General features: G+C 58.1%; 20 protein-coding genes. 11 read left to right on the forward strand and 9 right to left on the reverse strand.

What is annotated here, in order from left to right; genetic code table 11:
• Position 1 precedes the first annotated feature (1 nt).
• The 4 genes from G5137_RS01040 to G5137_RS01055 all read left to right on the forward strand — a co-directional run bounded on the left by G5137_RS01040 (position 2) and on the right by G5137_RS01055 (position 5,087).
• Complete coding sequence (locus G5137_RS01040) at positions 2-412, forward strand: MerR family transcriptional regulator (protein WP_005336945.1); 411 nt, start codon at positions 2-4, stop codon at positions 410-412.
• Positions 413-448: 36 nt separating this feature from the next.
• On the forward strand, positions 449-1,210 hold the full coding sequence (locus G5137_RS01045) for a substrate-binding periplasmic protein (RefSeq protein ID WP_421230756.1): 762 nt from the start codon (positions 449-451) through the stop codon (positions 1,208-1,210).
• A gap of 52 nt (positions 1,211-1,262) precedes the next feature.
• A complete protein-coding gene (locus G5137_RS01050; RefSeq protein ID WP_421254776.1) occupies positions 1,263-4,265 on the forward strand; it encodes a DUF748 domain-containing protein in 3,003 nt (1,000 codons plus the stop codon).
• Between the two features lie 225 nt (positions 4,266-4,490).
• Positions 4,491-5,087 carry an acetate uptake transporter gene (locus G5137_RS01055; protein ID WP_005336948.1) on the forward strand — a complete coding sequence of 199 codons (597 nt, stop codon included), beginning with the start codon at positions 4,491-4,493 and terminating at the stop codon, positions 5,085-5,087.
• Positions 5,088-5,168: 81 nt separating this feature from the next.
• On the opposite strand, the gene G5137_RS01060 is transcribed toward G5137_RS01055, so the two are convergent.
• Together G5137_RS01060 and G5137_RS01065 are read right to left on the reverse strand one after the other, a co-directional pair.
• Positions 5,169-5,933 carry a zinc-dependent peptidase gene (locus tag G5137_RS01060; protein WP_421254874.1) on the reverse strand — a complete coding sequence of 255 codons (765 nt, stop codon included), beginning with the start codon at positions 5,931-5,933 and terminating at the stop codon, positions 5,169-5,171.
• Between the two features lie 76 nt (positions 5,934-6,009).
• On the reverse strand, positions 6,010-6,447 hold the full coding sequence (locus G5137_RS01065) for a GNAT family N-acetyltransferase (RefSeq protein ID WP_204483368.1): 438 nt from the start codon (positions 6,445-6,447) through the stop codon (positions 6,010-6,012).
• A gap of 349 nt (positions 6,448-6,796) precedes the next feature.
• Between G5137_RS01065 and G5137_RS01070 the strand changes: the two genes are divergently transcribed.
• Positions 6,797-8,296, forward strand: coding sequence for an alanine/glycine:cation symporter family protein (locus tag G5137_RS01070; protein WP_100645999.1), 1,500 nt, complete (start codon positions 6,797-6,799; stop codon positions 8,294-8,296).
• Positions 8,297-8,366: 70 nt separating this feature from the next.
• Here G5137_RS01070 and G5137_RS01075 read toward each other — a convergent pair whose 3' ends face one another.
• Entirely contained in the window at positions 8,367-9,173 is an 807-nt protein-coding gene (locus G5137_RS01075) for a crotonase/enoyl-CoA hydratase family protein (protein ID WP_216953774.1), read from the reverse strand.
• A 168-nt stretch (positions 9,174-9,341) separates the two neighbouring features.
• On the opposite strand from G5137_RS01075, the gene G5137_RS01080 reads away from it, so the two are divergent.
• The 5 genes from G5137_RS01080 to G5137_RS01100 all read left to right on the forward strand — a co-directional run bounded on the left by G5137_RS01080 (position 9,342) and on the right by G5137_RS01100 (position 15,582).
• Complete coding sequence (locus G5137_RS01080; protein ID WP_421254777.1) at positions 9,342-11,129, forward strand: putative nucleotidyltransferase substrate binding domain-containing protein; 1,788 nt, start codon at positions 9,342-9,344, stop codon at positions 11,127-11,129.
• Positions 11,130-11,131: 2 nt separating this feature from the next.
• Positions 11,132-11,758 carry a 3'-5' exonuclease gene (locus G5137_RS01085; protein WP_421254778.1) on the forward strand — a complete coding sequence of 209 codons (627 nt, stop codon included), beginning with the start codon at positions 11,132-11,134 and terminating at the stop codon, positions 11,756-11,758.
• Between the two features lie 105 nt (positions 11,759-11,863).
• Complete coding sequence (locus G5137_RS01090; RefSeq protein ID WP_040068110.1) at positions 11,864-12,175, forward strand: DUF485 domain-containing protein; 312 nt, start codon at positions 11,864-11,866, stop codon at positions 12,173-12,175.
• The gene (locus G5137_RS01095; protein WP_216963106.1) at positions 12,172-13,824 is read left to right on the forward strand and encodes a cation acetate symporter; all 1,653 of its coding nucleotides are present in this window, start codon (positions 12,172-12,174) and stop codon (positions 13,822-13,824) included. The genes G5137_RS01090 and G5137_RS01095 overlap by 4 nt, the downstream gene beginning before the upstream one ends.
• Before the next feature lie 165 nt (positions 13,825-13,989).
• The gene (locus G5137_RS01100) at positions 13,990-15,582 is read left to right on the forward strand and encodes an ABC-F family ATPase (RefSeq protein WP_421254779.1); all 1,593 of its coding nucleotides are present in this window, start codon (positions 13,990-13,992) and stop codon (positions 15,580-15,582) included.
• A 220-nt stretch (positions 15,583-15,802) separates the two neighbouring features.
• Here G5137_RS01100 and ppiD read toward each other — a convergent pair whose 3' ends face one another.
• From ppiD to tig, 6 genes are all read right to left on the reverse strand, one after another.
• Positions 15,803-17,716, reverse strand: coding sequence for a peptidylprolyl isomerase (ppiD, locus tag G5137_RS01105; RefSeq protein WP_201981452.1), 1,914 nt, complete (start codon positions 17,714-17,716; stop codon positions 15,803-15,805).
• Between the two features lie 150 nt (positions 17,717-17,866).
• Positions 17,867-18,139 (reverse strand): nucleoid-associated protein HU-beta, encoded by a 273-nt coding sequence (gene hupB, locus G5137_RS01110; RefSeq protein WP_005315375.1) that lies wholly within the window; start codon positions 18,137-18,139, stop codon positions 17,867-17,869.
• Between the two features lie 240 nt (positions 18,140-18,379).
• Complete coding sequence (gene lon / locus G5137_RS01115; RefSeq protein WP_421254780.1) at positions 18,380-20,734, reverse strand: endopeptidase La; 2,355 nt, start codon at positions 20,732-20,734, stop codon at positions 18,380-18,382.
• Between the two features lie 141 nt (positions 20,735-20,875).
• Positions 20,876-22,150, reverse strand: a complete 1,275-nt coding sequence (clpX, locus tag G5137_RS01120; protein ID WP_005336977.1) for an ATP-dependent protease ATP-binding subunit ClpX — start codon at positions 22,148-22,150, stop codon at positions 20,876-20,878.
• A 70-nt stretch (positions 22,151-22,220) separates the two neighbouring features.
• Positions 22,221-22,844: an ATP-dependent Clp endopeptidase proteolytic subunit ClpP gene (gene clpP, locus G5137_RS01125; protein WP_005336979.1), complete on the reverse strand. Its 624-nt coding sequence runs from the start codon at positions 22,842-22,844 to the stop codon at positions 22,221-22,223.
• An 86-nt stretch (positions 22,845-22,930) separates the two neighbouring features.
• Entirely contained in the window at positions 22,931-24,241 is a 1,311-nt protein-coding gene (gene tig / locus G5137_RS01130) for a trigger factor (protein WP_421254781.1), read from the reverse strand.
• 441 nt (positions 24,242-24,682) lie between these two features.
• Between tig and G5137_RS01135 the strand changes: the two genes are divergently transcribed.
• Positions 24,683-25,117, forward strand: coding sequence for a YccF domain-containing protein (locus G5137_RS01135; RefSeq protein ID WP_005336982.1), 435 nt, complete (start codon positions 24,683-24,685; stop codon positions 25,115-25,117).
• The last annotated feature ends 87 nt before the right edge of the window (positions 25,118-25,204 follow it).

Consider the following 25,204-nt stretch of genomic DNA (forward strand, 5'->3'; position numbering starts at 1 on the left):
CATGTCCCGTTCCCTGCCCGGCAAGGAGATCACCTACAGCATTTCGGAGCTGGCCCACGAATTCGATGTCACGCCGCGCACCATCCGCTACTACGAGGATGAGGGGCTGCTCACCCCGCTGCGGGAGGGGCAAACCCGCATCTACAGCCATCGGGACAAGATCCGGCTCAAATTGACCCTGCGCGGCAAACGGCTGGGGTTTAGCCTGGCCGAGATCCGCGAGCTGTTCGATATGTACGACACCGACAAATCGAGCAAAACCCAGCTCCACTCCATGATCCAGCTGATCGAGGCAAAACGCGGCGCCCTGCGCCAGCAACTGGAGGATATCCAGATGGTGATGGCCGAGCTGGAAGCCGCCGAACAGCGCTGTGTTAATTCCCTTAACAGCTTGAAAACTGGCGCAGATTAACCGAATCTGGGAGCAAGCTATTGCCCTGGGGATCCCATGAGATATTGGTGCTGGTTTTTGCTCTTGTTCAGCCTCTCTGGCTGGAGCCATCCCCTCATCAAGGTTGGTGGATACCCCTATGCCCCCTTTGTGGTCAAACTCCCCGATTCCAGCTATGAAGGGCTGACGCTGGACCTCATCGCCAAGCTAAACGAGATCCAGCAAGAGGTAAGATTCGTGTTTGTTCCCACATCGGCCGCCAACCGTTACAAGGCGCTCGATCTGGGCCGTTTCTCGCTGATGCTGTTTGAAGACACCAAGTGGGGCTGGGACACAGATAAATTCAAGATAACAGCCCCCTTTCTCGGTGGTGGTGAGGTCTATGTGGCCCTGAACAAAACGGGCCGAGATCAGCGCTTTTTCGATGACCCCTCTCGGCATCATCTTATCGGGGTGACCGGCTACCACTACGGCGTCGGCCAGTTCAATGCTGATCCCCTCTACCTGCAGCGCAAGCTCAATATCACCTTGGTCAAGGACAACATCAGCGCCCTGCAAGCGCTGCTCAAAGGACGTGGCGAGGTAGCCATTCTCAACGTCTCATACCTTAACCAGTATCTGCTGGCCCATCCCGACACCGCCGACCAGCTGCTGATCTCGCAAAAATGGGATCAACAGTATCAACACCGCGCCATCCTTCACCCTGCGGCCCCCATTACCCCTGCCCAGCTGGAACAGTGGTTGGCAGCGCTGCAACAAAAGGGTGAACTGGATCGCCTTTGGACAAAGTACGGCGTACAACAGCACGCAACCCCATGATTACTATCCAGCTTTTCTGTACCATGGCGGGAACCAAATGGGAGTGCACCAAATGAACACCACTGAGCCCGCGTCCCCCAAGCTCCGCTTGCTGCGCTACCTTGCCTACGCTTTTCTGCTGCTTCTTATCCTGATCACCCTGCTGCTGTGGCAAACCCCCCGTCTGGTCCAGCGCTATCTGCCCGGCTGGCTGGCCGAACACTATGGCCTGCAACTGACGCTGGGGGAGATTGACGTAGGGCTGCGCAACCCATCTCTCACCCTCGGCGCGACCGCCCTGCTCGATGCCAAACAGCAGCCCATCATCCGTTTTGAGCAGCTCTTTATCACCCCCGACCTGCAAGCCAGCTGGCAGCAGAAAGAGGTCGTGCTTTCCGCCGTCACCCTGACCAAACCCGTGGTGCTGCTGCAACGGCTGGCAGACAAAAAGGGGGATGTTCGACTCAATCTGACCGATGCGCTGGCGACCCTGCTCGCCCCTGCGCCCGCCCCCGAGCCCGAAACAGCCAGCGCCCCGCTATTGGTCGATATTGCCAGTGTCAATGTCACTGACGGCCATGTGCGCTATCAGGATCAACGCAAGGAGAGCGAACCTGGCTGGTTGCCGCCCCTCAATCTGGAAAAAGTGGCCCTCAAGCTCGATAACCTGCGCACCGAGGCAAATCACCCGACCGCCTATCAGCTGAACGCCGCCATCAACGGCAAAAGCAGTCTCTCCGCTCACGGCAAACTCGATGTGATGAGCGGCATGGGTCAGGGCAAGGTGAGCCTCAAACAGGTCGAGCTGAAACCCTTCGCCCCGCTCTGGGCACCCTATCTCAAGCTGGATCTGGCCAAGGGCCACGCCAATGCAGAGGTGGAGTACCAGCTTAAAGAGAGCAAGCAAGGGGTACTGTGGCAATTGTCCAAAGGCAAGCTGACCCTGGACAACTGGCAGCTTAAAAAACACAAGGGCGACGAATTTGCCCGCTTCGGCCAGTTGGCCCTTAGCGATCTGGCTGTCGATGGCCAGAAACAGTCGCTCCAGATCGGCAAGGTGACCCTGCAACAGCCCCTGCTCAAGGCCACCCTCAACCCACAGCAGGAACTGGATCTGGCTGACTTGCTGATTGAACAGGCCCCCGCCAAGCCCGTCAAAGAAGCCAACGCCGCAAACGAGGTGGCCAACAATGCGGCGCCCAAGTCGGCACAACAAGCAAAGACAGCCGGTAACGGCAAGAAACAAGGGGCAGACAAACCCTGGCAGTGGCAGATCAAGCAGATCACCATCGACAAGGGCGATCTCACTCTCACCGAATCGAGCAGCGGCAAACCGCAGGCACGCCAGCTCTCCGGTCTCAAGCTGGCGTTGGGGCCACTGGGCAGCAAGGGGGAGCAACCGAGCAAACTGACTCTGGCCACCCAGTTCAACCAGAGCAGCCCCCTCGCCTTTGATGGCCAACTGACCCTGACTCCTTTCACCTTAAGCGGCGACATCAACCAGCAGGGGCTACCCCTGACGCTGGCACAGCCCTATCTGGCCGATCTGGTACGCATCAAGGTGCAAAACGGGCTGCTGAGCAGCAAGACCCGCCTTGATCTCGCCACCACCGCCCAGGGAGATCTCAGCAAGCTGACCCTGCAGGGGGGGCTCGATGTCAACGGGCTCAAGGTGGTCGATCGGGCAGACAATCAGCGGCTGCTGGAGTTCAACACCCTGGCTCTCACCGGTCTGACGTACGACGGCATCAGCCAGCAGATGCGGATCAAGGACATTGCCCTGAACAAGCCCTTCGCCCGCATCGAGATCAACGAAGATGGCACCACCAACCTGCAACAACTGCTGCTGCCGCAGCCGGCGGCAGCCAAAAGTACTCAAGCGGCGGCAGGCAGCAAGGCTCCCGACTTTCGTTTCACCATTGATCAGCTGCGCACCGAGCAGGGCAACCTGCGCTTTGCCGACCGCAGTCTGAGTCAGGATTTTGTGGCCGATATCGCCTCGCTGGGCGGCCAAAGTCGCCATATCAGCAATATTCCGGGGCAACGCTCCGATCTCGCCTTCAACGGCAAGGTGGATCGCTATGCACCGGTGACCATTCGCGGCGGTACCAACCTGCTGGTGGCCAACCCGATCCTCGACATCGCGGTCGCTTTCCACAATCTGGAGCTCACCACCTTTACCCCCTATTCGGGCACCTATGCCGGTTATGCCATCGACAAGGGGCAGCTCTCCATGAAACTGCACTACAAACTGGAGGGCAACCGGCTGGAGGGGGATAACGACATCACCATCAAGAAGCTGCAACTGGGCGAGAAGATCAAGAGCGATCAGGCCAAGGATCTGCCGCTGGGGCTGGCCATCGCCCTGCTGAGCGATGCCAACGGGGTGATACAGATGAACCTCAAGGTGAAGGGGGATCTCGATCAACCGGACTTCAGCATCGGCAATATCTTCTGGGATGTGCTGGGCAACACCCTGAGCAAGGCGATCACCTCCCCCTTCTCCCTGCTCGCCTCGCTGGCCGATGGCACCGAAGATCTCGACGAACTTCCCTTCCTGCCGGGGGATCCCGATCTCACCCCCACCCAGCAGGAGAAACTGGTCAAGCTGGCGCAGGCCCTCAAGGATAGACCCAAGCTCAGCATGAACATTCGCGGCAAGGTCAACTTCAACGAGGAGCGCCCCATCCTGCAACGGCAAAAGCTGGAACGGGTACTGGCCAAGCTCACCGGCAATCAGGCGGATCTCGACCTGCTGGAACAGGACCCCGCCCTGCAAGAGGCGCTGGCCCAGGCCTATGAAGAGCGCTTTGGCGAAGATCTGGAAGATCTGGCGGACCGCCTCCATCTGGATGAAGAGAGCACGGCACTGCGAGCCCAGGCGGTGATCCTGCTGCGTGATCAGCAGCTCATCACCGCCAAATCCCTGCGCAATCTCGCCATGCGCCGGGCGCAAAACACCAAGGAGTTTCTGGTCGACAGCCAGGGGATCGCCCCGGAGCGGCTGTTCGTGCTCGACAGCCAGGTCAAGGAAGAGGACAAGGAAGCCAAAGTGATCCTGACACTGGATCAGTGACGCCGCCGCACTTCGTAAAAAGCGTAATAAAAATACAACCCCTCAACTATTTTGACACCTTTTGCTCACCAAACAGCCTGCCTTGGTGAGCATTTGGCCTCTGATGCAAATAATCACGTAGTTTTTTTACGATTTATCCCCATTGCCCCCTTGCGGGCGCGCCACAGCCTGCCTAAAATCGCGCGTCTTTTGTTAACCCCCACCTCTATTTTTGGAGAACGCCACGTGAGCGAAAAATTGGCCAACCCTGCCCCTCTGGGTCTGATGGGTTTCGGTATGACCACCATCCTGCTGAACATCCATAACGCAGGTTTCTTCCCCATCAGCGCCATGATCCTGGCCATGGGCCTGTGCTACGGCGGCATCGCCCAGATCATTGCTGGCATCATGGAGTACAAGCGTGGCAACACCTTCGGTGTGACCGCGTTCACCTCCTACGGCCTGTTCTGGCTGAGCCTGGTGTTCCTGCTGATCATGCCGACCATGGGTCTGGCCGAAGCCACTCCGCACGCCTACATGGGTTGGTATCTGCTGATGTGGGGCATGTTCACCCTGTTCATGCTGGTTGGCACCATCAACTACCCGCGCGCCAAGCAGTTCGTGTTCGCCTCCCTGACCGTGCTGTTCTTCCTGCTGGCCGCCCGTGACTTCACCGGCAGCACCCTGATCGGCACCATCGCCGGTTTCGAAGGCATCATCTGTGGCGCCAGCGCCATCTACCTGGCCATGGCCACCGTGATCAACGAGCAGTTCGGCCGCACCGTGATGCCGATCGGCGATCACAAGAAAGCCGCCGCCGTACAGCTGAAAGCCGCTGCCTGATAGGCAAGCCACTCAGATTGTAAAAAAGGCACCCTCGGGTGCCTTTTTGCTATCTCGAATAACCATTCAACCGATCGGTTATCAGCTAAGTGACCCGGCGTCCACCTCCCCCGCCAGCAAGCGGGTCACGGGGAAACGTAGGGCGGGATCCTGGCTAAAGAACTGGCTCAGTTGCCGGTATACCGCGGGATAAACCTGCTGCAGCCGCAGCGGATCGGTAAAGAAACATTCGCAGCTAACGGCGAAAAACTCCGCGGGATGTTCAGCCGCATAGGGATCGATAGCGGTTACCTCGTCCCGATCAAGCTGCTGGCAGAGCGCATCGAAGGCGCTCTGAAAGGCCTGTTGCCACAGCAGGCTGCTCATCTGCCCCGGCAACGGCGGCGCACCGTCCGCCTCACCACCCAGCATATCGAGTTTGTGGGCCAGCTCGTGGATCACCAGATTAAAGCCGTCCCAGTCGCCATCCTGCTGCAGTTCGCTCCAGGCCAGCACCAGCGGCCCTTGCGGCCAGGATTCGCCAGCGTTCTCCTCTTCAAACTCGCTCACCAGCCCGAACTCATCCTGTACTTCCTGACGCCGGGTCACGGGCTCGGGAATGATGATGATTTCGTGAAAGCCGCGATACCAGTCAAGGCCGAGGTGCAGAATAGGCAACGCCGCCTGCAGCGCCAGCACCGCCTGTTGACGGCGGCTGAGCTCGACCCCGATCAGGGTCAGGGTCTTGCGCTTGAGCAGCTGTTGCCCCAAGCCGATAAGCATTGTCTGCTCGGTGTCGCTGAGCCCTTGCAAGATGGGCACAGCCGCCAGCGCCTGACGCCACAGCGCCAACTCATCCTCACTCATGGGCGTTTGCGGGCGACCACCCAGCCATTTGAACCATCCCAGCACGCCTACTCCTTCTTTTGATGCAAACAACAGGTTACAACAGTTTGACGAACCGTTTCGGCCGCTCCTGATAATCCTGCGCCAGATAGAAACGGTGGGCCGCCTCGCGCTTGAGGCTACTGGATAGCTCCAGCTGGGCGCAACCTGCGGCCCGCGCTATCGCTTCGGCGCCCTTGAGCAGGGCTGCGCCCACTCCCGCCCCTCTTGCCCCTTCATCGACAACCAGCGCCGAGATCAGGCCCCAAGCTGGTGCAACATGCAGCGGTGCCAGTTTGTGCCACACCAGCACACCGACCACTCTGTCGGCCAGGGAGGCGAGCAGCACAACGCTCGCGGGATCCGGCGCCAACAGGCGCGCCGTCACGTCAGCGCCTTCGGCAGGATACCCCAATTGGCTGAACAGGTGGGCGATGGCGCTCCCGTCGTCGGCCTCAGGGGGACGGATCGTCAACGTCTCAGGATCATTTTTCATTGTTGGCCTCATGTTTGCTTTCCATTGTGTTACGCCCGTCACATTGTCTGGCGCAGATCAACAAGGAGGATCTCATCTTTACTCATAGAAAACGCTGCCTGCCATTATCCCCCCACCCTTGTCAATTCACAAATTTGCAACAAGACAACATTTTTAGCTGGGAAGAATGGATGCAACTCGATATGTTACCTCCCATGCATGGCGCGGGTTTGCGCCCTGCCAAACCACTCGGAGCCACCCTCGTTTGCTTACCTCAAACTGTTAACAAATGAGCCCCTAACTGTGACAGAGAGCGAGGCCAAGATCTCGCCAAGACAGCGCCACAAACACAACAAAGGAGTTGTTGTACATGAATGAAATCGTCAATGCCATCAATGGTGTAATCTGGAGCCCTGCGCTCATCTACCTGTGTCTGGGGGTCGGTCTTTACTTCTCCCTGCGCACCCGTTTTTTGCAACTGCGTCATATGAAAGAGATGGTGCGCCTGATGTTTGATGGCAAGAGCACCGATGCCGGTGTCTCCTCCTTCCAGGCGCTGGCCATGACCCTGGCAGGTCGCGTGGGTACCGGTAACATCGCCGGTGTGGCCACCGCCATCACCTTCGGTGGCCCGGGCGCCCTGTTCTGGATGTGGATGGTTGCCTTCCTCGGCGCCAGCTCCGCCTTCGTGGAGTCCACTCTGGGTCAAGTTTACAAAGAGAAGATCAACGGTGAATACCGCGGCGGCCCGGCCTTCTATATCGAGAAAGGGCTTGGCATGAAGTGGTACGCCTGGACCTTCGCCATCGCGACCGTATTCGCCTGCGGCGTGCTGCTGCCGGGCGTGCAGGCCAACTCCATCGGTTCAAGCCTGCAGACCGCCTTTAATATCGATCCGAACGTCACAGCCGCCGGTCTGGCGCTGCTGCTCGGCTTTATTATCTTCGGTGGCGTCAAGCGCATCGCCAACTTCGCCAGTACCGTAGTACCCTTTATGGCGCTGGGCTACATCATCGTGGCTTGCGTCATCATCGCCCTCAATATCGGCCAGCTGCCGGGCGTGATCCTGCTGATCTGGAAGAGCGCCTTCGGTCTGGATGCCGGTTTCGGTGCCATTCTGGGTCTGGCCATCATGTGGGGGGTAAAACGCGGGGTCTACTCCAACGAAGCGGGTCAGGGTACCGGGCCGCACGCCTCCTCTGCTGCGGCAGTGAGTCACCCGGCTAAGCAGGGTCTGGTGCAGGCGTTCTCCGTCTATATCGACACCCTGTTCGTCTGCTCCGCCACCGGCTTTATGCTGCTGATCACCGGCCTCTATAACGTACAAGGGCCGGACGGCGCCGCCATCTACACGGGTATTGCCGGTATCGCAGCAGGCCCGGGCTATGTGCAGACCGCCATGGAGAGCATGATGCCGGGCTTTGGCAGCATTTTCGTGGCCATCGCGCTGTTCTTCTTCGCGTTCACCACCATCGTTGCCTACTACTACATCGCCGAAACCAACATCGCCTACATCAACCGCAAGATAAATCGCCCCTGGCTCACCTTCTTGCTGAAGATTGCGCTGATGGCTGCCACTGTCTACGGCACCGTCAAGACGGCAGATCTGGCGTGGGGCATGGGTGATATCGGGGTCGGCCTGATGGCATGGCTCAACATCATCGCCATCCTGCTGCTGCAAAAAACCGCCTTCACCTGTCTGAAGGATTATGAAGCGCAGCAGGCACAAGGGATTGACCCCGTATTCCACCCGGAGAAGCTCGGCATCAAGAACGCCGATTACTGGGTGGGCAAACGCTCCGAAGAGAACTTGGAGCGGGAGAAATCGGGCCATCAGTTCGAGCCGGATCAGGATCGCAAGATCTCCTAAACCGACACGAAATAACCGTTCGATAAAAATGGCAGCCTCGGCTGCCATTTCTTTTTCCTGTCACCTCATCTCAGAGCGGATTGCGGCGCGGCCCGAAGGGCAGGCGCCAGCGAAACAGGCTGTTAAGGGTGGCCCGCCACTGATTGGGTCGCCCCAGGATCTGCTTTTGCAAGCGGGTCTCTTCTTTCAGCATCGCCTCATCGCTGCGGGCCCAGGCCTGACTGTAGAGCTGCTTGATCCCCGCCAGTGCATCCGGCGACTTGGTGATAAGAGTGCGGGCAAACTCCCGCGCCTCCACCAGCGGATCGGCGCAGACCCGACTCACCAGCCCGAGGGATTTGGCCTCGATGGCATCCAGCTCGCGCCCGCTCATGGCCAGCTCCATGGCGGTATCCACTCCCATCAGGTTGCGCATGGTGACGCTACCGCTCATGTCGGGAATGATGCCCCACTTGATCTCCATCACCGAGAAGCGGCAATCGGGGGTGCTGAAGCGAAAATCGGCGCCGAGCGCAATCTGCAAGCCACCGCCAAAACAGACTCCCTGGGTCACCGCAATCACCGGCACCGGCAGCTGGTGCCAGCCATAGGCAACCCGCTGGGCCAGATTGGTCGCCTCGTCTGCTTCACGCTTGAGAATATCGAGCGCCGCTACCGGCTGTCTCAGCATGGATTTCACATCCAGCCCGGCGCAGAAGGCTCGCCCCTCGCCATGCAGGATCACCGCCCGCAGCCCCTTGTGCCGGGCGAGCTGCGTCAATGTCTCATCGATGGCGCTGAACATGGCGCGGTCCAGCGCATTGAGTTTGTCCCCCCGCGTCAGCATCACTTCGGCAATCCCGTCGTGGATCTCGCACTTGATCCTTGGTTTTTCCATCTCCCTTGTCCTCCCCTTGATCCCTGAAACTGACTCACTGGTCATACCACCACGTTATCAGAGTGTGAACAGGCGGTACAGCTGAGACTAAAGTCGGCTGGTCGCCTCCCCCTCCCTTTGTCACACTGGGAGCTGCATGAGTGCCGCAAGCCAGCAGAGGACGCTGTCATGTCAACCCTGTTCAATTTTGCCAGACCACCGTTCGACCGACTGGACGAGGAGGCGCGCGAGCGGCTCTCCCGTCACCTCTCGCTCTGCTATTTTCGGGCCGGGGATCTGCTGCTCAAGGAGGGGGACGAGCCTCCCGGCCTCTATCTCATCATCAAGGGAGCCGTGGAAGAGTCTGCTCCTCACCACCAGTTTGGTGATTACGGGGTCGATGACCTGTTCGATGTGCGCGCCCAGTTTGATGGCCGCTGCCGCCACCGCTTCACCGCGCTGGAAGATAGCCTCTGTCAGCTCATTCCTCGCCACACCTTTCTGTCGCTCTGTGAGCAGGATCCGCAGTTTGCCAGCTACTTCACCGCCAATCTGGCCGAGCGTCAGCGCCAGCAAGAGCAGCGCGAACAGCTGGGTCAGAAGAATCTGGCGGAATTTATCCTGACCCGCATCGAACCCGGCCACCTGCAGGCACCGCTTATCGTCGACAGCAAGCTGTCACTGCTGGCGGCGACCGAAGCCATGGTGAGCAAGGGAACCGATTGCCTGCTCTACCCGGCCCACGACGGCTCCCTCACGCTGGCAACCCGCAAGACCTTGCTCCACGCCCTGACCCTCAAGGGATTGCCGCTGACGGCCCCCCTCTCGGTGCTGACTCCCACGCCCCTGATTGGTCTGCCGCTGGAGAGCTATCTGTTTGATGCCCTGCTGCTGATGACCCGCCATCGCATCAAGCGACTGGTGGTATGGCGCGGCAACGAAGTGGCGGGGATCCTGCAACTGACCCAGGTGCTGGGGCTCTTCTCGACCCACTCCCACGTGTTGACGTTGCGTATCGCACGTGCCGACAGCCTGCCCGCGCTGGAGGCGGTGGCCCGCGAACAGCAGCAATTGACCCGCTCACTGTTTGCCCAAGGGATCCACACCGCCTTTTTGATGAAGCTCATCGCCACCATCAACGAGCAGCTGATCGCCAAAGCCTTTGCGTTGGTGATCCCCCCCGAGGTGCAGGATAAGGTTTGCCTGCTGATGCTGGGCTCGGAGGGGCGCGGCGAGCAGATCCTCAAAACCGATCAGGACAACGCCCTGATCCTGCCAGAGGGGCTGACATGGCCCACCCAGGCAGCCGATCTGGCCGAATTCAGCGCCCTGCTGGAACGACTCGGCTACCCGCTGTGCCCCGGGCAGGTGATGGTGAACAATCCGGCCTGGGTGAAAATGGGCAGCGAGTGGCAAAGCGCCATTGCCAGCGCCTGCACCACGGCAAAAGAGGATGAGCTGCTCTGGCTCGCCACCCTGGCCGATGCTCACCCCATCGCGGGGGACCGTCAGCTCCATCTGCCGGTTGCCAGAGCGCTGCGCGAGCAGTTGGCGGACAGGCGGGATCTGCTGGCGGAGATGGTGCGACCGGCGGTGGCCTTTCATGCCCCCCTCACCCTGTTTGGCAGGCTGGAGCAGCCACCTGAAGGGCTGGATCTGAAGCGAGGCGGCCTGTTTCCACTGGTACACGGTATCCGCATGCTGGCCCTTGAGGAGGGCATACTGGAAACCTCGACCCTGGGGCGCATCGACGCGCTTGTGACCGCCGAGCGGCTCAGTGCCGACTATGGCAGCAATCTGGCGGAGGCGTTCCGGCTCTTTATTCGGCTGAGGCTGCGCAGCCAGCTAAAGGGGGGCAATAGTCGGGTGCAGACAAGCGAGCTTAGCCACAGCGAGCGGGATCTGTTGCGTCAGGCGCTGCATCAGGTGAAGAAATTCCAGCAGTGGCTCACCTTGCACTTTCGTCTGAGACAATAGTCATGTTGAGCCGCGCTCGACGCTACTGGTATGGCCGTGCGTTCCGAACGGGCGAGTTCGCGCCGCTCTTTGCCACCCCACCGAAAGATGAACAGGTCGCCCTCGATTTCGAGACCACCAGTCTCGATCCCGAGCAGGCCGAGATCGTCTCCATCGGGGCGGTGCGCATTCAGGGCAACCGGCTGCTGACCGGTGAGGCCCTCGCCATCAAAGTACAGCCACCGGCCAGCCTGACCAGCCAATCTGTGGTGATCCACGGTCTGCGCCATCAGGATCTGCAACAGGGGATGGAGCTGGAAGCCGCGCTGCGCCTGCTACTCGACTATATCGGCCCGCGCGAACTGGTGGGCTATCACATCGCCTACGACCTGCGCATTCTCAATCTTGCCTGCCAGAAATTGTGGGGATTGACCCTGCCCCAGCGAGGGATCGAGGTAAGCCAGCTCTATCACGACCACCTCTATCGCCGCTACCCCGATGCTGCGATTGACCTCCACTTGAGTGCCATCTGCCGTCACTTGGCGCTGCCCGCCCTGCCCGCCCACGATGCCCTTGCCGATGCCACCACGGCCGCGCTTATCTACCTGCGCCTGACCTGCGGCTCGCCACTGGCTTATCCCAAAGTCTAATTGTCGAGAAATAACATTTAATTCACATTTTGCTTACATGAGCAGATTGCCTGCTCGTCGGGGTTACCCCATCCACCGCTGACACTCATGTCATGGAGAACTGCAATGGAACAGCAAAGCTATCTGAGGATCCAGCAAGATCCCAACTTCCAGGAGCTGGTCGCCAAGCGCCAGCGTTTTGCCTGGGCCCTCTCGGCTCTGATGCTGGGACTCTACCTGGCATTTATTCTGCTCATCGCCTTTGCCCCCGGTTGGCTCGGCACCCCCTTGAGCGAAGGGTCGACCATTACTCGCGGCATTCCTGTCGGGGTAGGATTGATCCTCTCCTCCTTCGTGTTGACCGGCGTCTATGTCTTTCGCGCCAACGGCGAGTTTGATGAACTGAACCAGAAGATCCTCAAAGGGGTGCAATCATGAAAGGCAAGTTGCTGCTGTTGACCTCACTGGCCTCCTCCCCCCTGCTGGCAGCGGATGCGCTGACCGGCGAAGTACAACGCCAACCCCTCAATGTGTCGGCCATCGTGATGTTCGTGGTCTTTGTGGCCGCTACCCTGTTCATCACCTACTGGGCCTCCAAGCGCAACCGCTCGGCTTCCGACTACTATGCTGCCGGTGGCCGTATCACCGGCTTCCAGAACGGTCTGGCCATCGCCGGTGACTATATGTCCGCCGCCTCCTTCCTCGGGATCTCCGCGCTGGTCTACACCTCCGGCTATGACGGCCTTATCTACTCCATCGGCTTTCTGGTGGGCTGGCCCATCATTCTGTTCCTGATCGCCGAACGGCTGCGCAATCTCGGCAAATACACCTTCGCCGATGTCGCCTCCTATCGTCTCAAACAGACTGAAGTGCGCACCCTCTCCGCCTGCGGTTCGCTGGTGGTGGTCGCCCTCTACCTGATCGCCCAGATGGTCGGTGCCGGCAAACTGATCGAGCTGCTGTTTGGCCTGCAATACCATGTGGCCGTGGTGCTGGTCGGTATCCTGATGGTGCTCTACGTGCTGTTTGGCGGCATGCTGGCTACCACCTGGGTTCAGATCATCAAGGCAGTGATGCTGCTCTCCGGTGCCAGCTTCATGGCCATCATGGTGATGAAGTCAGTCAACTTCGACATCGGCGCCCTGTTTAGCGAAGCGGTCAAAGTGCACGAGAAAGGCTCCGCCATCATGAGCCCGGGCGGGCTGGTCTCCGACCCCATCTCCGCCATCTCGCTCGGTCTGGCATTGATGTTCGGTACCGCCGGCCTGCCCCACATCCTGATGCGCTTCTTCACTGTGAGCGATGCCAAAGAGGCGCGTAAATCGGTGTTCTACGCCACAGGCTTTATCGGTTACTTCTACATTCTCACCTTCATCATCGGTTTTGGCGCCATCCTGCTGGTAAGCACCAATCCGGCCTTCAAGGATGCCACCGGCGCCCTGCTGGGCGGCACCAACATGGCAGCCGTCCACCTGGCTGATGCAGTGGGTGGAAGTCTGTTCCTCGGCTTCATCTCTGCCGTGGCATTTGCCACCATTCTGGCGGTAGTCGCCGGATTGACCCTGGCCGGTGCCTCTGCGGTCTCCCATGACCTCTATGCCAGCGTGTTGAAGAAGGGCAAGGCCAACGAGACCGATGAACTGCGCGTCTCCAAGATGACGACTCTGGTGCTGGGTGTGGTTGCCATTGGTCTGGGGATCCTGTTCGAGAAGCAGAACATCGCCTTCATGGTCGGTCTGGCCTTCTCCATCGCCGCCAGCTGCAACTTCCCGGTGCTGTTCCTCTCCATGTTCTGGTCACGCCTGACCACCCGTGGCGCCGTCTACGGTGGCTGGCTGGGATTGGCGAGCGCAGTGACCCTGATGATCCTGGGTCCGACCGTGTGGGTGAAAGTGTTGGGCCATGCCCAGGCCATCTTCCCCTACGAATACCCTGCCCTCTTCTCCATGGGGTTGGCCTTTGTCGGGATCTGGTTCTTCTCAATCACCGACAGCTCCCAGAACGCCGCCGACGAACATGCCAAGTTCCTGCCGCAGTTCGTTCGCTCCCAAACCGGGCTGGGTGCCTCTGGCGCCACTTCCCACTAACAGGCAACCATCACGCAAAAGCCGGCTTCATGCCGGCTTTTTTTATTGCCCATCAATCGGCTGCACGCCCCGCTTGCCCCGATCAAGATCACACTTCTCGCTAAAACTTTCGAGGGATCTGTGCCATAATGCGCGCCATTTGACAGACCAATCGGGACACATACCTTGTTAAGTAGCAACAACATCACCATGCAGTTCGGCGCCAAGCCGCTGTTTGAGAACATCAACGTCAAGTTTGGCGGCGGCAACCGCTATGGCCTTATCGGCGCCAACGGCTGTGGCAAGTCCACCTTTATGAAGATCCTCGGTGGTGATCTGGAGCCCACTGGCGGTAATGTGAGCCTGGACGTCAACGAGCGCATCGGTAAGCTGCGTCAGGATCAGTTCGCCTACGAAGATATGCGCGTACTGGATGTGGTCATGATGGGTCACACCGAGCTGTGGGCGGCTATCGCCGAGCGCGATGCCATCTACGCCAACCTCGAAGCCACCGATGAAGACTATATGAAGGCCGCCGAGCTGGAAGGTCTGGTTGCCGAGTATGACGGCTACACCGCCGAAGCGCGCGCAGGCGAGCTGCTGCTGGGTGTCGGCATTCCGCTCGAGCAGCACAACGGCCCGATGAGCGAAGTGGCGCCGGGCTGGAAACTGCGGGTGCTGCTGGCACAGGCGCTGTTCTCCAACCCCGATATCCTGCTGCTGGACGAACCGACCAACAACCTGGATATCAACACCATTCGCTGGCTGGAGCAGGTGCTCAACGAACGTGAAAGCACCATGATCATCATCTCTCACGACCGTCACTTCCTGAACTCTGTCTGTACCCACATGGCGGATCTGGACTACGGCGAGCTGCGCGTTTACCCGGGCAACTACGACGACTACATGCTGGCCGCCACCCAGGCGCGCGAGCGCCTGCTGGCTGACAACGCCAAGAAGAAGGCCCAGATCGCCGATCTGCAATCCTTCGTCTCCCGTTTCAGCGCCAACGCCTCCAAGTCCCGTCAGGCGACCTCCCGTCTCAAGCAGATCGACAAGATCAAGATTGAGGACGTCAAGGTCTCCAGCCGCCAGAACCCCTTCATCCGCTTCGAGCAGGACAAAAAGCTCTATCGCAACATCCTGGAAGTGGAAGGTGTCTCCAAGGGTTATGGCGACGGTCCCCTGTTCAAGGGCCTCAACATGATGATGGAAGTGGGCGAGAAGGTCGCCATTCTGGGTACCAACGGTATCGGTAAATCCACTCTGATCAAGACCCTTGTCGGCGCACTGGCACCGGATACCGGCACCATCAAGTGGTCCGAGAACGCCCAGATCGGTTACTACGCTCAGGATCACGCCGAAGATTTCGACACTGATCTCAACGTGTTCGACTGGATGGCCCAGTGGAAACAGGAGAACGAAGACGAGCAGGCTGTACGCTCCGTACTGGGCCGTCTACTTTTCTCCCAGGACGACATCAAGAAGCCGGTCAAGGTGCTCTCCGGTGGTGAACAGGGCCGCATGCTGTTCGGCAAGCTGATGATGCAACGCCCCAACATCCTGATCATGGATGAGCCGACCAACCACCTGGACATGGAATCCATCGAATCCTTGAACATGGCACTGGAGCTCTACCAGGGGACCCTGATCTTCGTCTCCCACGATCGCGAGTTCGTCTCCTCCCTGGCGACCCGCATCCTGGAGCTGACTGAAGATGGCATCCGCGACTTCGGCGGCACCTACGAGGATTACCTGCGCACCCAGGGCGTGGTATAACCCCGCAAGTGCGCAATGCAAAACCGGCACTCATGTGCCGGTTTTTTTATATCCCGTATTTAGACGACTGAGATGGCGTATAGCAGTGGTGTGACTACACGCCACAGAGCAGAGAGCAGAGAGCAGAGAGCAGAGAGCAGAGCTTGAATATCCCCCCTCTTGCCCACAGATAAAAAAACGGCTCCATCAAGGAGCCGTTTTCACTGAATTGAACTGACGATTACTCGACGGTCGCTTCCACGCTGGTGAAGTACTCGATCTTGGCCGCTTTACGCAACTCGTCGATCAGAGATTTGTAATCCACCTGGGCTTTGCCCTGACCCAGCTGAGCTTGCAGCATGGCGGCCATACCGGATGCGGCGGCAGGGACGTTGACCTTGTCCAGCGCAACCACAACGCGGTCACCATTGGTCTCGGCAACCAGAGCCACGCTCGGCTTGCCGTCGATCGGATGGGGCAGCGTGAACGCCTGGGCAATCAGGTTCTGATCCAGCTCGCGATCGAAGCGGGCAACCCCTTTGTGGGTCTCCACTTTCAGACCGAGTGCAGTCAGATCGGCGGTGATGCTCTCACCTACCTTCAGCTTGTCCAGCAGGCCCTGGGCCTTGCCACGGGCCACTTCGCTAGCCTTGTCATGCTTGATGGCGGCAATCACCTGCTCTTTCACCTCGGCCAGCGGCTTGACCGCTTTGGGCTTGTGACCAGTGATGTGCAGCACCAGCGCCTTGCCGTCAGCCAGCTCGATCACGTCGGAGTTGGTGTTGTCATCGCGCAGCTGTTCGGAGAACGCTACGGAAAGCACCTTGGGATCGTTCAGCGGAGCCGGAGCAGTCGCCTGGGTGAAGAAATCGGAAGATTGAACCTTCATCCCCATGGCATCAGCGGTCAGATCCAGCGAGTCCGGGTTTTCGAAGCTGTTGTCAGCCATCTTCTGCTGCTCGGCGAAGAATTTCTCCTTGGCCTTGTCAGCTTGCAGACGAGTGATGGTCTCTTCTTTCACATCGGCAAACGGCTTGGTCTGGGCTGCTTCAACCCCCAGCAGCTTGATGATGTGGAAACCGAACGGGCTCTTCACCACGCCGGAGAGATCGCCAGCCTTGTTCAGGGCGAACGCGGCTTTCTCGAAGGCCGGATCCATCACCCCTTTCTCGAACCAGTCCAGCTCACCGCCTTTTTTGGCAGAGAAGGTATCGGAAGAGTCAGCCTTGGCCAGCGCAGCGAAATCATCACCCGCCTTGGCTTTGGCCAAAACGGCTTCTGCTTTCTGCTCGGCCGCTTTCTCGTCCTTGCCAAACGGGATCAGGATGTGAGCCACGTGGCGACGCTCGGCACGCTGGAACAGATCCTGGTGCTGATCGTAGTAATCCTGGGCATCCTGCTCGGTGACCTTGATATCTTTGGCGAGGTTGGCGGCGTCCAGCAGCAGATAGTCGACCTTGACCTGCTCGTCGTTCATGAAACGGGCGCCATTGGTCTTGTAGTACTGCTCAAGCTCGTTGTCGGATACCTGAACGTCAGCCATGTAGTTGGCGGCAGCCAGACGCACCAGACGCAGATCGCGAGTCTGGTTGTAGAGCTTGTCGAGCTGCTCCGCTTCACCCTTGAGGGAGAATTCGGTGCCCAGCAGGGCGCTCATCAACTGTTGACGCACCATGTCCTGACGCAGGGAGTCACGGAACATTTCGGGAGTCATGCCGGCACGACGGATCAGTTGCAGGTAACGGTCATTGTTGAACTTGCCGTTCTCGGCAAACTCCGGCATCGCTACGATGGCTTGCTTGATCTGCTCATCGCTGACGCGCAGACCCAGCTCGCGAGCCTTGCTGTCCAGCAGCGCCTGATCGATCAGCCGATCCAGCACGCCACGGCGGAACTGTTTCATGTAATCGGGGTTCGCGGCCAGCTGGCTGAATGCCTCTCCCATCTGGGATTCCATGCGGGCGCGCTCGTTACGGTAGGCATTTTCCAGTGCCGCAGCACTGATCTCGGTGCCATTGACGGTGGCGGGGGCGGTACGGGCCGGGCCGTTCAGGTAACTACCTACACCAGCCAAGGCAAAGGAGAGGATGATCAGGCCCAAGATAACCTTGGCTACCTTGCCCTGCGCCCCTTCGCGTAGTTTATCCAACATCATGTTTGTACTTATGCTCCCGAACTCGATGGGCGTAAACAATAAAAAGGCGCACCGATTGCGATGCGCCTTGGTCAATCAGTATGAGAGAAGACTCTCTAACTTGTCTGGTCTGCGACCAAGGACGGTAGCCGACGGATATCAGCGACCGACTTAGTTAACAGCGTCTTTCAGGGCCTTACCGGCTTTGAAGGCAGGAACTTTACCAGCAGCGATTTCGATGGTCGCGCCAGTCTGCGGGTTACGGCCTGAACGGGCAGCACGCTCGCGTACAGCGAAAGTACCGAAACCAACCAGAGCAACCTGGTCACCCTCTTTCAGCGCTTCACCAACAGCATCAATGAAGGCATCCAACGCACGGCCAGCGGCAGCTTTGGAGATATCGGCACCGTCTGCAATCTTGTCAATCAGTTGAGATTTATTCACTCTTATATTCCCCTTTTATCAAACACCGCTGCGGCGCTGATTTCCCTGGCCACAACAAGTGGAGGTTTTATAGCAAGCCTCCTGATCAGTTGCAAGTGACAATCTGGCGCAAACCCGCGCCACACAACGCATTGCGACTCATCACGAGTACCCGATCGGTGGTCAAGGCTACTTCCGTTATCGGGCGCATGCAAGCCTTAACCACCCGCCGAATGCGCCAAATTTGCGGCGCATCAACATTTACACGACAGAAACGCGCTCAAACCCCTGTGGATTGTCCTGCAACGCCAATTCCAGCACCTCGTCAATCCAGCGAACCGGATAAATTTCAAGGTCTTGTTTGACGTTTGCCGGGATCTCCTCAAGGTCACGCTCGTTCTCTTTCGGAATAAGCACTCGCTTGATGCCGCCACGGTGGGCTGCCAGCAACTTCTCCTTGAGACCGCCGATGGGCAGCACTTCGCCGCGCAAGGTGATCTCCCCTGTCATCGCCACATCAGCACGAACCGGATTACCGGTCAAGCTGGAGACCAGGGCAGTACACATGGCGATACCGGCGCTCGGACCATCTTTCGGGGTTGCCCCTTCCGGTACGTGCACGTGGATATCGCGCTTCTCGTAGAAGTCGGCATTGATCCGCAACTTCTCGGCACGGGTACGCACCACCGTCATGGCCGCCTGAATGGACTCCTGCATCACTTCACCGAGAGAACCGGTATAAGTGAGCTTGCCTTTGCCCGGCATGTTGGTGGTCTCGATGGTGAGCAGATCGCCCCCCACCTCGGTCCACGCCAGACCACATACCTGACCAATCTGATTCTGGTCGGTCGCCTTGCCGTAATCGAAACGCTGCACCCCGAGGAACTCCTTGAGGTTGGCCTGATTGACCTGAACATGCTTGATGCTCTTGTCCAGCAGGATGCGCTTGACCGCCTTGCGACAAATCTTGGAGATCTCGCGCTCCAGACTCCGCACCCCCGCCTCGCGGGTGTAGTAGCGGATCACTCCGACCAGGGCAGAATCTTCGATGGTGATCTCGGACTCTTTCAGGCCGTTGCGCTGGATCTGCTTGGCAACCAGATGCTGCTTGGCAATGTTGAGCTTCTCATCTTCGGTGTAACCGGAGAGGCGGATCACTTCCATCCGGTCCAGCAAGGGGCCCGGGATGTTCATGGAGTTGGAGGTAGCCACGAACATGACGTCCGACAGGTCATAATCCACTTCCAGATAGTGATCGTTGAAGCTGTTGTTCTGTTCCGGATCCAGCACTTCCAGCAAGGCGGATGCGGGATCGCCACGCATGTCCGAGCTCATCTTGTCGATCTCGTCGAGCAGGAACAGCGGGTTCTTCACGCCGACTTTCGCCATCTTCTGGATGAGTTTGCCGGGCATGGAACCGATATAGGTACGGCGGTGACCGCGGATCTCCGCTTCGTCACGCACCCCACCGAGGGCCATCCGCACATATTTACGGCCTGTCGCCTTGGCGATGGATTGGCCCAGCGAGGTCTTGCCCACACCGGGAGGCCCAACCAGACAGAGGATAGGGCCCTTGAGCTTGTTCACCCGTGCCTGTACCGCCAGATATTCGAGGATGCGATCCTTGACCTTCTCGAGGCCATAGTGATCGGCATCCAGCACCTCTTGCGCCTTGCCAAGGTCTTTCTTGACCTTGGAGCGCGCCTTCCACGGCACCTGTACCATCCAGTCCACATAGCTGCGAACCACGGTAGCCTCGGCGGACATGGGAGACATCATCTTCAGCTTGGCAAGCTCGGCCTGGGCCTTTTCACGGGCATCTTCCGGCATGCCAGCCTCTTCAATCTTGCGATTGAGGGCTTCAAACTCATCCGGGCTATCTTCCAGCTCACCCAGCTCTTTCTGGATGGCCTTCATCTGCTCGTTGAGGTAATACTCGCGCTGGCTCTTTTCCATCTGCTTCTTGACGCGAGTACGGATGCGCTTCTCGACCTGCAGCAGGTCAATTTCCGACTCCATCATCGCCATCAGGAATTCGATGCGCTCGGAAACCGAGACGATCTCCAGCACCTTCTGCTTGTCTTCCAGCTTGAGCGGCATGTGGGCCGCCATGGTGTCAGCCAGACGCGCAGCATCGTCGATCGCCGATATCGAGGTCAGTACCTCGGGCGGGATCTTCTTGTTGAGCTTGATATAGCCTTCAAACTGGCCGATGGCGGAGCGAACCAGCACTTCCTGATCCTTCTCCTCAATAGCTTGGGAGGGGATGTACTGAGCCTCGCAGACAAAGAAATCCTTGTCGTCGATCATCCGCTCCAGGCGGGCACGCTGCCCACCCTCTACCAGCACCTTGACGGTGCCGTCCGGCAGCTTGAGCATCTGCAGAATATTGGCCACTGTCCCGACGGTGAAGATCTCCTCCACAGTCGGCTCATCGGTTGACGCATCCTTCTGGGCCACCAGCAGAACTTTCTTATCCTGCTCCATGGCCGCTTCCAGACAGCGAATGGATTTTTCCCGCCCCACAAAGAGTGGAATGACCATGTGGGGATAAACCACCACGTCACGAAGAGGCAGGACGGGAATCTCGATGCGTTCTGAACGCTCTAGGTTCATATATGTCCTCTCGGCTTGTTATACCGTTGGCAAAGCGCTTGGCTGAGTATATGGGGGCGCAGAGATGAGATTCAATCGCCGAAACCGTAAAAAGCATGAAAGGGGCAAAAAGCCCCTTCCATTCGATTAAAAATCAGACATTTACTCTGATGCAGCAGCCTGGGTTTCGGGATTTTCGTAAATCATCAAGGGCGCGGAGTCCCCTTTGATCACTGTCTCGTCGATCACCACCTTGCTGACCCCTTCCAGAGAAGGCAGGTCATACATGGTATCCAGCAGAACGGCTTCCACAATGGAACGCAGACCACGAGCACCGGTTTTACGCTCCATCGCCTTGCGGGCAATGGCGTTGAGTGCGTCGTCACGGAACTCCAGCTCAACACCTTCCAGATCGAACAACGCCGCGTACTGTTTGGTCAGCGCGTTTTTCGGCTCTTTCAGGATCTGGATAAGCGCAGACTCGTCCAGCTCGGTCAGGGTCGCGACCACCGGCAGACGGCCGATGAACTCGGGGATGAGACCATACTTGATCAGATCTTCCGGCTCTACCTTGGCGAAGGTCTCGCTCAGGGTGGCCTTGGCATCCTTGGATTTAACCTCGGCACCAAAACCGATACCGGTTCCCTTCACTGAACGCTGCTCGATCACCTTGTCCAGACCGGCAAAGGCACCGCCACAGATGAAGAGGATCTTGGAGGTATCAACCTGCAAGAACTCCTGCTGCGGATGCTTGCGACCACCTTGCGGCGGCACGGAAGCGATGGTCCCTTCGATCAGCTTGAGCAGTGCCTGCTGTACCCCTTCCCCGGAGACATCGCGGGTGATGGAGGGGTTGTCCGACTTGCGGGAGATCTTGTCGATCTCGTCGATATAGACAATGCCACGCTGGGCTTTCTCTACGTCGTAGTCGCACTTTTGCAGCAGCTTCTGGATGATGTTCTCCACGTCCTCGCCCACATAACCGGCTTCGGTCAGGGTGGTCGCATCGGCCATGGTGAACGGCACATCCAGCAGACGAGCCAGAGTCTCGGCCAGCAGGGTTTTACCGCTACCGGTCGGGCCAATCAGCAGGATGTTGGATTTGCCGAGCTCCACACCACTGTTTTCGCCGCTGTTGCGCAGACGCTTGTAGTGGTTGTAGACGGCAACGGCCAACACCTTCTTGGCATACTCCTGCCCGATCACATAGTCATCGAGATGAGCGCGGATCTGATGAGGGGTCGGCAGCTCGTTACCATCGCGCTTGGGAGAGATCTCGCGGATCTCTTCGCGGATGATGTCGTTGCACAGCTCGACGCACTCATCACATATGTAGACGGAAGGGCCAGCGATCAGCTTGCGCACTTCATGCTGGCTTTTGCCGCAAAAAGAGCAGTAGAGCAGCTTATCACCCTCACCCTTGCGTTTCTCTGTCATTCAGCAACCTCGTTTTATCAATAGAGGATGGATCGGCCTGTTGAGTTTACAACAGACCGGGACACCCTGCTCAGCTACGCTGGCTCAGGACACCGTCGACCAGACCATAGGCCACGGCCTGCTCGGCGGACATGAAGTTGTCACGATCGGTGTCACGCTCGATGGTAGCCATGTCCTGACCGGTATGGAAAGCCAAACGCTCGTTCAGGGTATTTTTGATCTTCAGGATCTCTTGGGCGTGGATCTGGATATCAGATGCCTGACCCTGGAAGCCACCCAGCGGCTGGTGGATCATCACGCGGGCGTTAGGCAGGCAGAAACGCTTGCCCTTGGCGCCACCGGCCAGCAGGAAGGCCCCCATGGAGCAGGCCTGCCCCATGCACACAGTGCTGACATCCGGCTTGATGAACTGCATGGTGTCATAGATGGACATGCCCGCAGTCACCGAACCACCCGGCGAGTTGATGTAGATATAGATGTCCTTGTCCGGATTCTCGGACTCGAGGAACAGCAACTGGGCAACCACCAGATTGGCCATGTGATCTTCAACCTGACCAGTCAGGAAGATCACCCGCTCTTTCAGCAGACGGGAGTAAATATCGTAGGAACGTTCACCCTTGGCAGTCTGTTCGACCACGATGGGGACCAGCGCATTGCTGGGAGAATCGGTCATATCGTTATAGTTCTTGTACATAAGGCATTGTCCCTAAAATAAAATGGCCCGAGTGGAGATCACACGAGCCATTATACTTAACAGTCTTGACCTTAAGTCAAATGTTCTTAGGCAGCGGCGCCAGACTTGTTGATCACTTCGTCAAAGGCAACTTCTTTTTCGGTCACTTGCGCTTTGGAGAGGATCAGGTCGATGGCTTGATCTTCTACTGCCAGGTTACGAACGCCGTTCAGCATCTGTTCGTTCTTCTGATAGTACTCGATCACTTCCTTCGGATCTTCGTAGGCAGTCGCCATGGACTCGATGATGCTGTTTACACGGGCATCGTCAGCCTTGATCTCGTTGGTACGGATCACGTCGCCCAGCAGCAGACCTACGCGTACACGACGCTCGGCTTGAGCCTGGAACAGTTCAGCCGGCAGCTCGGGAGCGTTGCCGCCCTGGAAACCACCGAAGCGCTGCAGAGCCTGCTGACGCAGTGCGTCGATCTCTTGAGCAACGGCAGCTTTCGGCAGGTCGATTTGGTTGGCTTCAACCAGACCGTTCAGAACCTGCTCTTTCACGCTGTTTTTCAGGGCTTGAGCCAGTTCGCGCTCCATGTTCTTGCGCACTTCGGCTTTCAGCTCTTCAACAGAACCGCTTTCGATACCGAAACGCTTCACGAACTCTTCGGTCAGCTCAGGCAGGAGCTGCTCTTCAACCTTGATCAGCTTGGAAGCGAACTTGGCTTCTTTGCCTTTCAGGTTTTCAGCGTGGTAATCAGCCGGGAAGGTCACTTCGATGGTGAACTCGTCGCCCGCTTTCTTGCCCAAGATGGCGTCTTCGAAGCCCGGGATCATACGGCCAGCGCCCAGCACCAGGTTGAAACCTTCAGCTTTGCCGCCGTCGAACTCTTCACCGTCGATGGAACCGACGAAGTCCATGGTCACACGCATGCCATTTGCAGCGGCAACATCGGCATCAGCCCAGGTAGCGTGCTGCTTGCGCAGGGTGTCGATCATGTTGGCCAGATCTTCATCCTTCACGGTAGCAACCGGCTTCTCAACCTTGATGGTCTCGAGACCTGCAACTTCGAACTCCGGATACACTTCGAAAGTGGCGGTGAATTCGAAATCCTGACCTTCTTTGATCTCTTTCGGATCCATGGTCGGGGCACCGGCCGGGCTCAGTTTGTTTTCGATGATGGCTTTGATGAAGTTGCTCTGCATCATTTCATCAGCAACGCGGGCGTGAGCCATGGCGCCGAACATCTTCTTGATGATGGCAACCGGAGCCTTGCCAGGACGGAAACCGTCGATGCGACGAGTTTTGGCCAGGCCATTCAATTCTTTACGCACAGCGGCGTCTACGGTAGCAGCCGGTACAGTGATGGTAAGACGGCGTTCCAGACCCTGGGTTGTCTCTACAGAAACTTGCATTCTTCTACCTCGTTCAACTCAGCACTGTGTGCTGACCCTTTATTGCCCCTGGGCAAAGCCCGGAGTCTTCCTGTTTATAAAGACAACGATATGTCTTTGTGATGAGAAAATATGACGCGGCATTATAGCGGCGCACTTTGGTCGAGTCGAGCCACACATCCCCCACATTGAGCGGCGTGCAAGCACAATTCGTGCAAAACTGCCCTTTATATGGGGAGAGAGGCCCTCTAGTTCAACCATCCGGTGAGGATAATTTTGCGTTTGCTCACCTTTTTTCATCCGAACGCCGCTTTATTACCCATTTTTCGCCGAAAAACAGCCCACTGTTGCGGACGACGACTTAATTTGACCAGCCAAATGGCGATTGGGCCAATCAACCATTGCGTCCCTACCCCTCCCTCGTTATGGTGGCAACCAAATTGATGTTCTGGAGTCACTCACATGGCCTTTTTCCGCTTCTTGTTCAATCTGCTCTGGTTTGTACTGGGAGGTGTCTTTATGGGCCTGGCCTGGTGGCTGGCCGGTCTTGTCTGCTTTATCTCGCTGGTCGGCATACCCTGGGGACGTGCCTGCTTCGTGATCGGCACCTTTACCTTCTTCCCGTTTGGCAAGCAGGCGGTCAATCGCAAGACCATGACCGGCCAGAGTGATATAGGCACTGGCACTCTGGGGCTGATTGGCAATATTCTCTGGTTTGTGCTGATCGGTGTCTGGCTGGCCATCGGCCACATCGCTTCCGCGCTGGCCTGCTTCGTGACCATTATCGGTATCCCGTTCGGTATCCAGCACCTCAAGCTGGCGCTGATCAGCCTGGCGCCCATTGGTCAGATGATTGTGACCAATCAGGAGGCTGAATCGGGCCGCTATATCCGCTAACGGCGGGAAATGCGCGGGCAGACGCTGCCCAGCAACGAAAAAAAGGGCAGACTAGGGTCTGCCCTTTTCTATTCTCTTTTGTTGAGG

Origin of the sequence: Aeromonas sp. 600282 (assembly GCF_049175755.1) — a bacterium.
Taxonomy (GTDB): domain Bacteria; phylum Pseudomonadota; class Gammaproteobacteria; order Enterobacterales; family Aeromonadaceae; genus Aeromonas; species Aeromonas veronii_A.

Bases quoted from the DNA above. Each gene is read 5' to 3' on its own strand.
- G5137_RS01070 (WP_100645999.1), top strand. From the start codon at position 6,797: ATGAATGAAATCGTCAATGCCATCAATGGTGTAATCTGGAGCCCTGCG.
- clpX (WP_005336977.1), bottom strand. From the start codon at position 22,150: ATGACAGAGAAACGCAAGGGTGAGGGTGATAAGCTGCTCTACTGCTCT.
- G5137_RS01060 (WP_421254874.1), bottom strand. From the start codon at position 5,933: ATGAGTGAGGATGAGTTGGCGCTGTGGCGTCAGGCGCTGGCGGCTGTG.
- G5137_RS01050 (WP_421254776.1), top strand. From the start codon at position 1,263: ATGAACACCACTGAGCCCGCGTCCCCCAAGCTCCGCTTGCTGCGCTAC.
- G5137_RS01065 (WP_204483368.1), bottom strand. From the start codon at position 6,447: ATGAAAAATGATCCTGAGACGTTGACGATCCGTCCCCCTGAGGCCGAC.
- G5137_RS01090 (WP_040068110.1), top strand. From the start codon at position 11,864: ATGGAACAGCAAAGCTATCTGAGGATCCAGCAAGATCCCAACTTCCAG.
- G5137_RS01080 (WP_421254777.1), top strand. From the start codon at position 9,342: ATGTCAACCCTGTTCAATTTTGCCAGACCACCGTTCGACCGACTGGAC.
- G5137_RS01045 (WP_421230756.1), top strand. From the start codon at position 449: ATGAGATATTGGTGCTGGTTTTTGCTCTTGTTCAGCCTCTCTGGCTGG.
- G5137_RS01135 (WP_005336982.1), top strand. From the start codon at position 24,683: ATGGCCTTTTTCCGCTTCTTGTTCAATCTGCTCTGGTTTGTACTGGGA.
- ppiD (WP_201981452.1), bottom strand. From the start codon at position 17,716: ATGATGTTGGATAAACTACGCGAAGGGGCGCAGGGCAAGGTAGCCAAG.
- G5137_RS01095 (WP_216963106.1), top strand. From the start codon at position 12,172: ATGAAAGGCAAGTTGCTGCTGTTGACCTCACTGGCCTCCTCCCCCCTG.
- G5137_RS01040 (WP_005336945.1), top strand. From the start codon at position 2: ATGTCCCGTTCCCTGCCCGGCAAGGAGATCACCTACAGCATTTCGGAG.
- lon (WP_421254780.1), bottom strand. From the start codon at position 20,734: ATGAACCTAGAGCGTTCAGAACGCATCGAGATTCCCGTCCTGCCTCTT.
- G5137_RS01075 (WP_216953774.1), bottom strand. From the start codon at position 9,173: ATGGAAAAACCAAGGATCAAGTGCGAGATCCACGACGGGATTGCCGAA.
- G5137_RS01085 (WP_421254778.1), top strand. From the start codon at position 11,132: ATGTTGAGCCGCGCTCGACGCTACTGGTATGGCCGTGCGTTCCGAACG.
- clpP (WP_005336979.1), bottom strand. From the start codon at position 22,844: ATGTACAAGAACTATAACGATATGACCGATTCTCCCAGCAATGCGCTG.
- tig (WP_421254781.1), bottom strand. From the start codon at position 24,241: ATGCAAGTTTCTGTAGAGACAACCCAGGGTCTGGAACGCCGTCTTACC.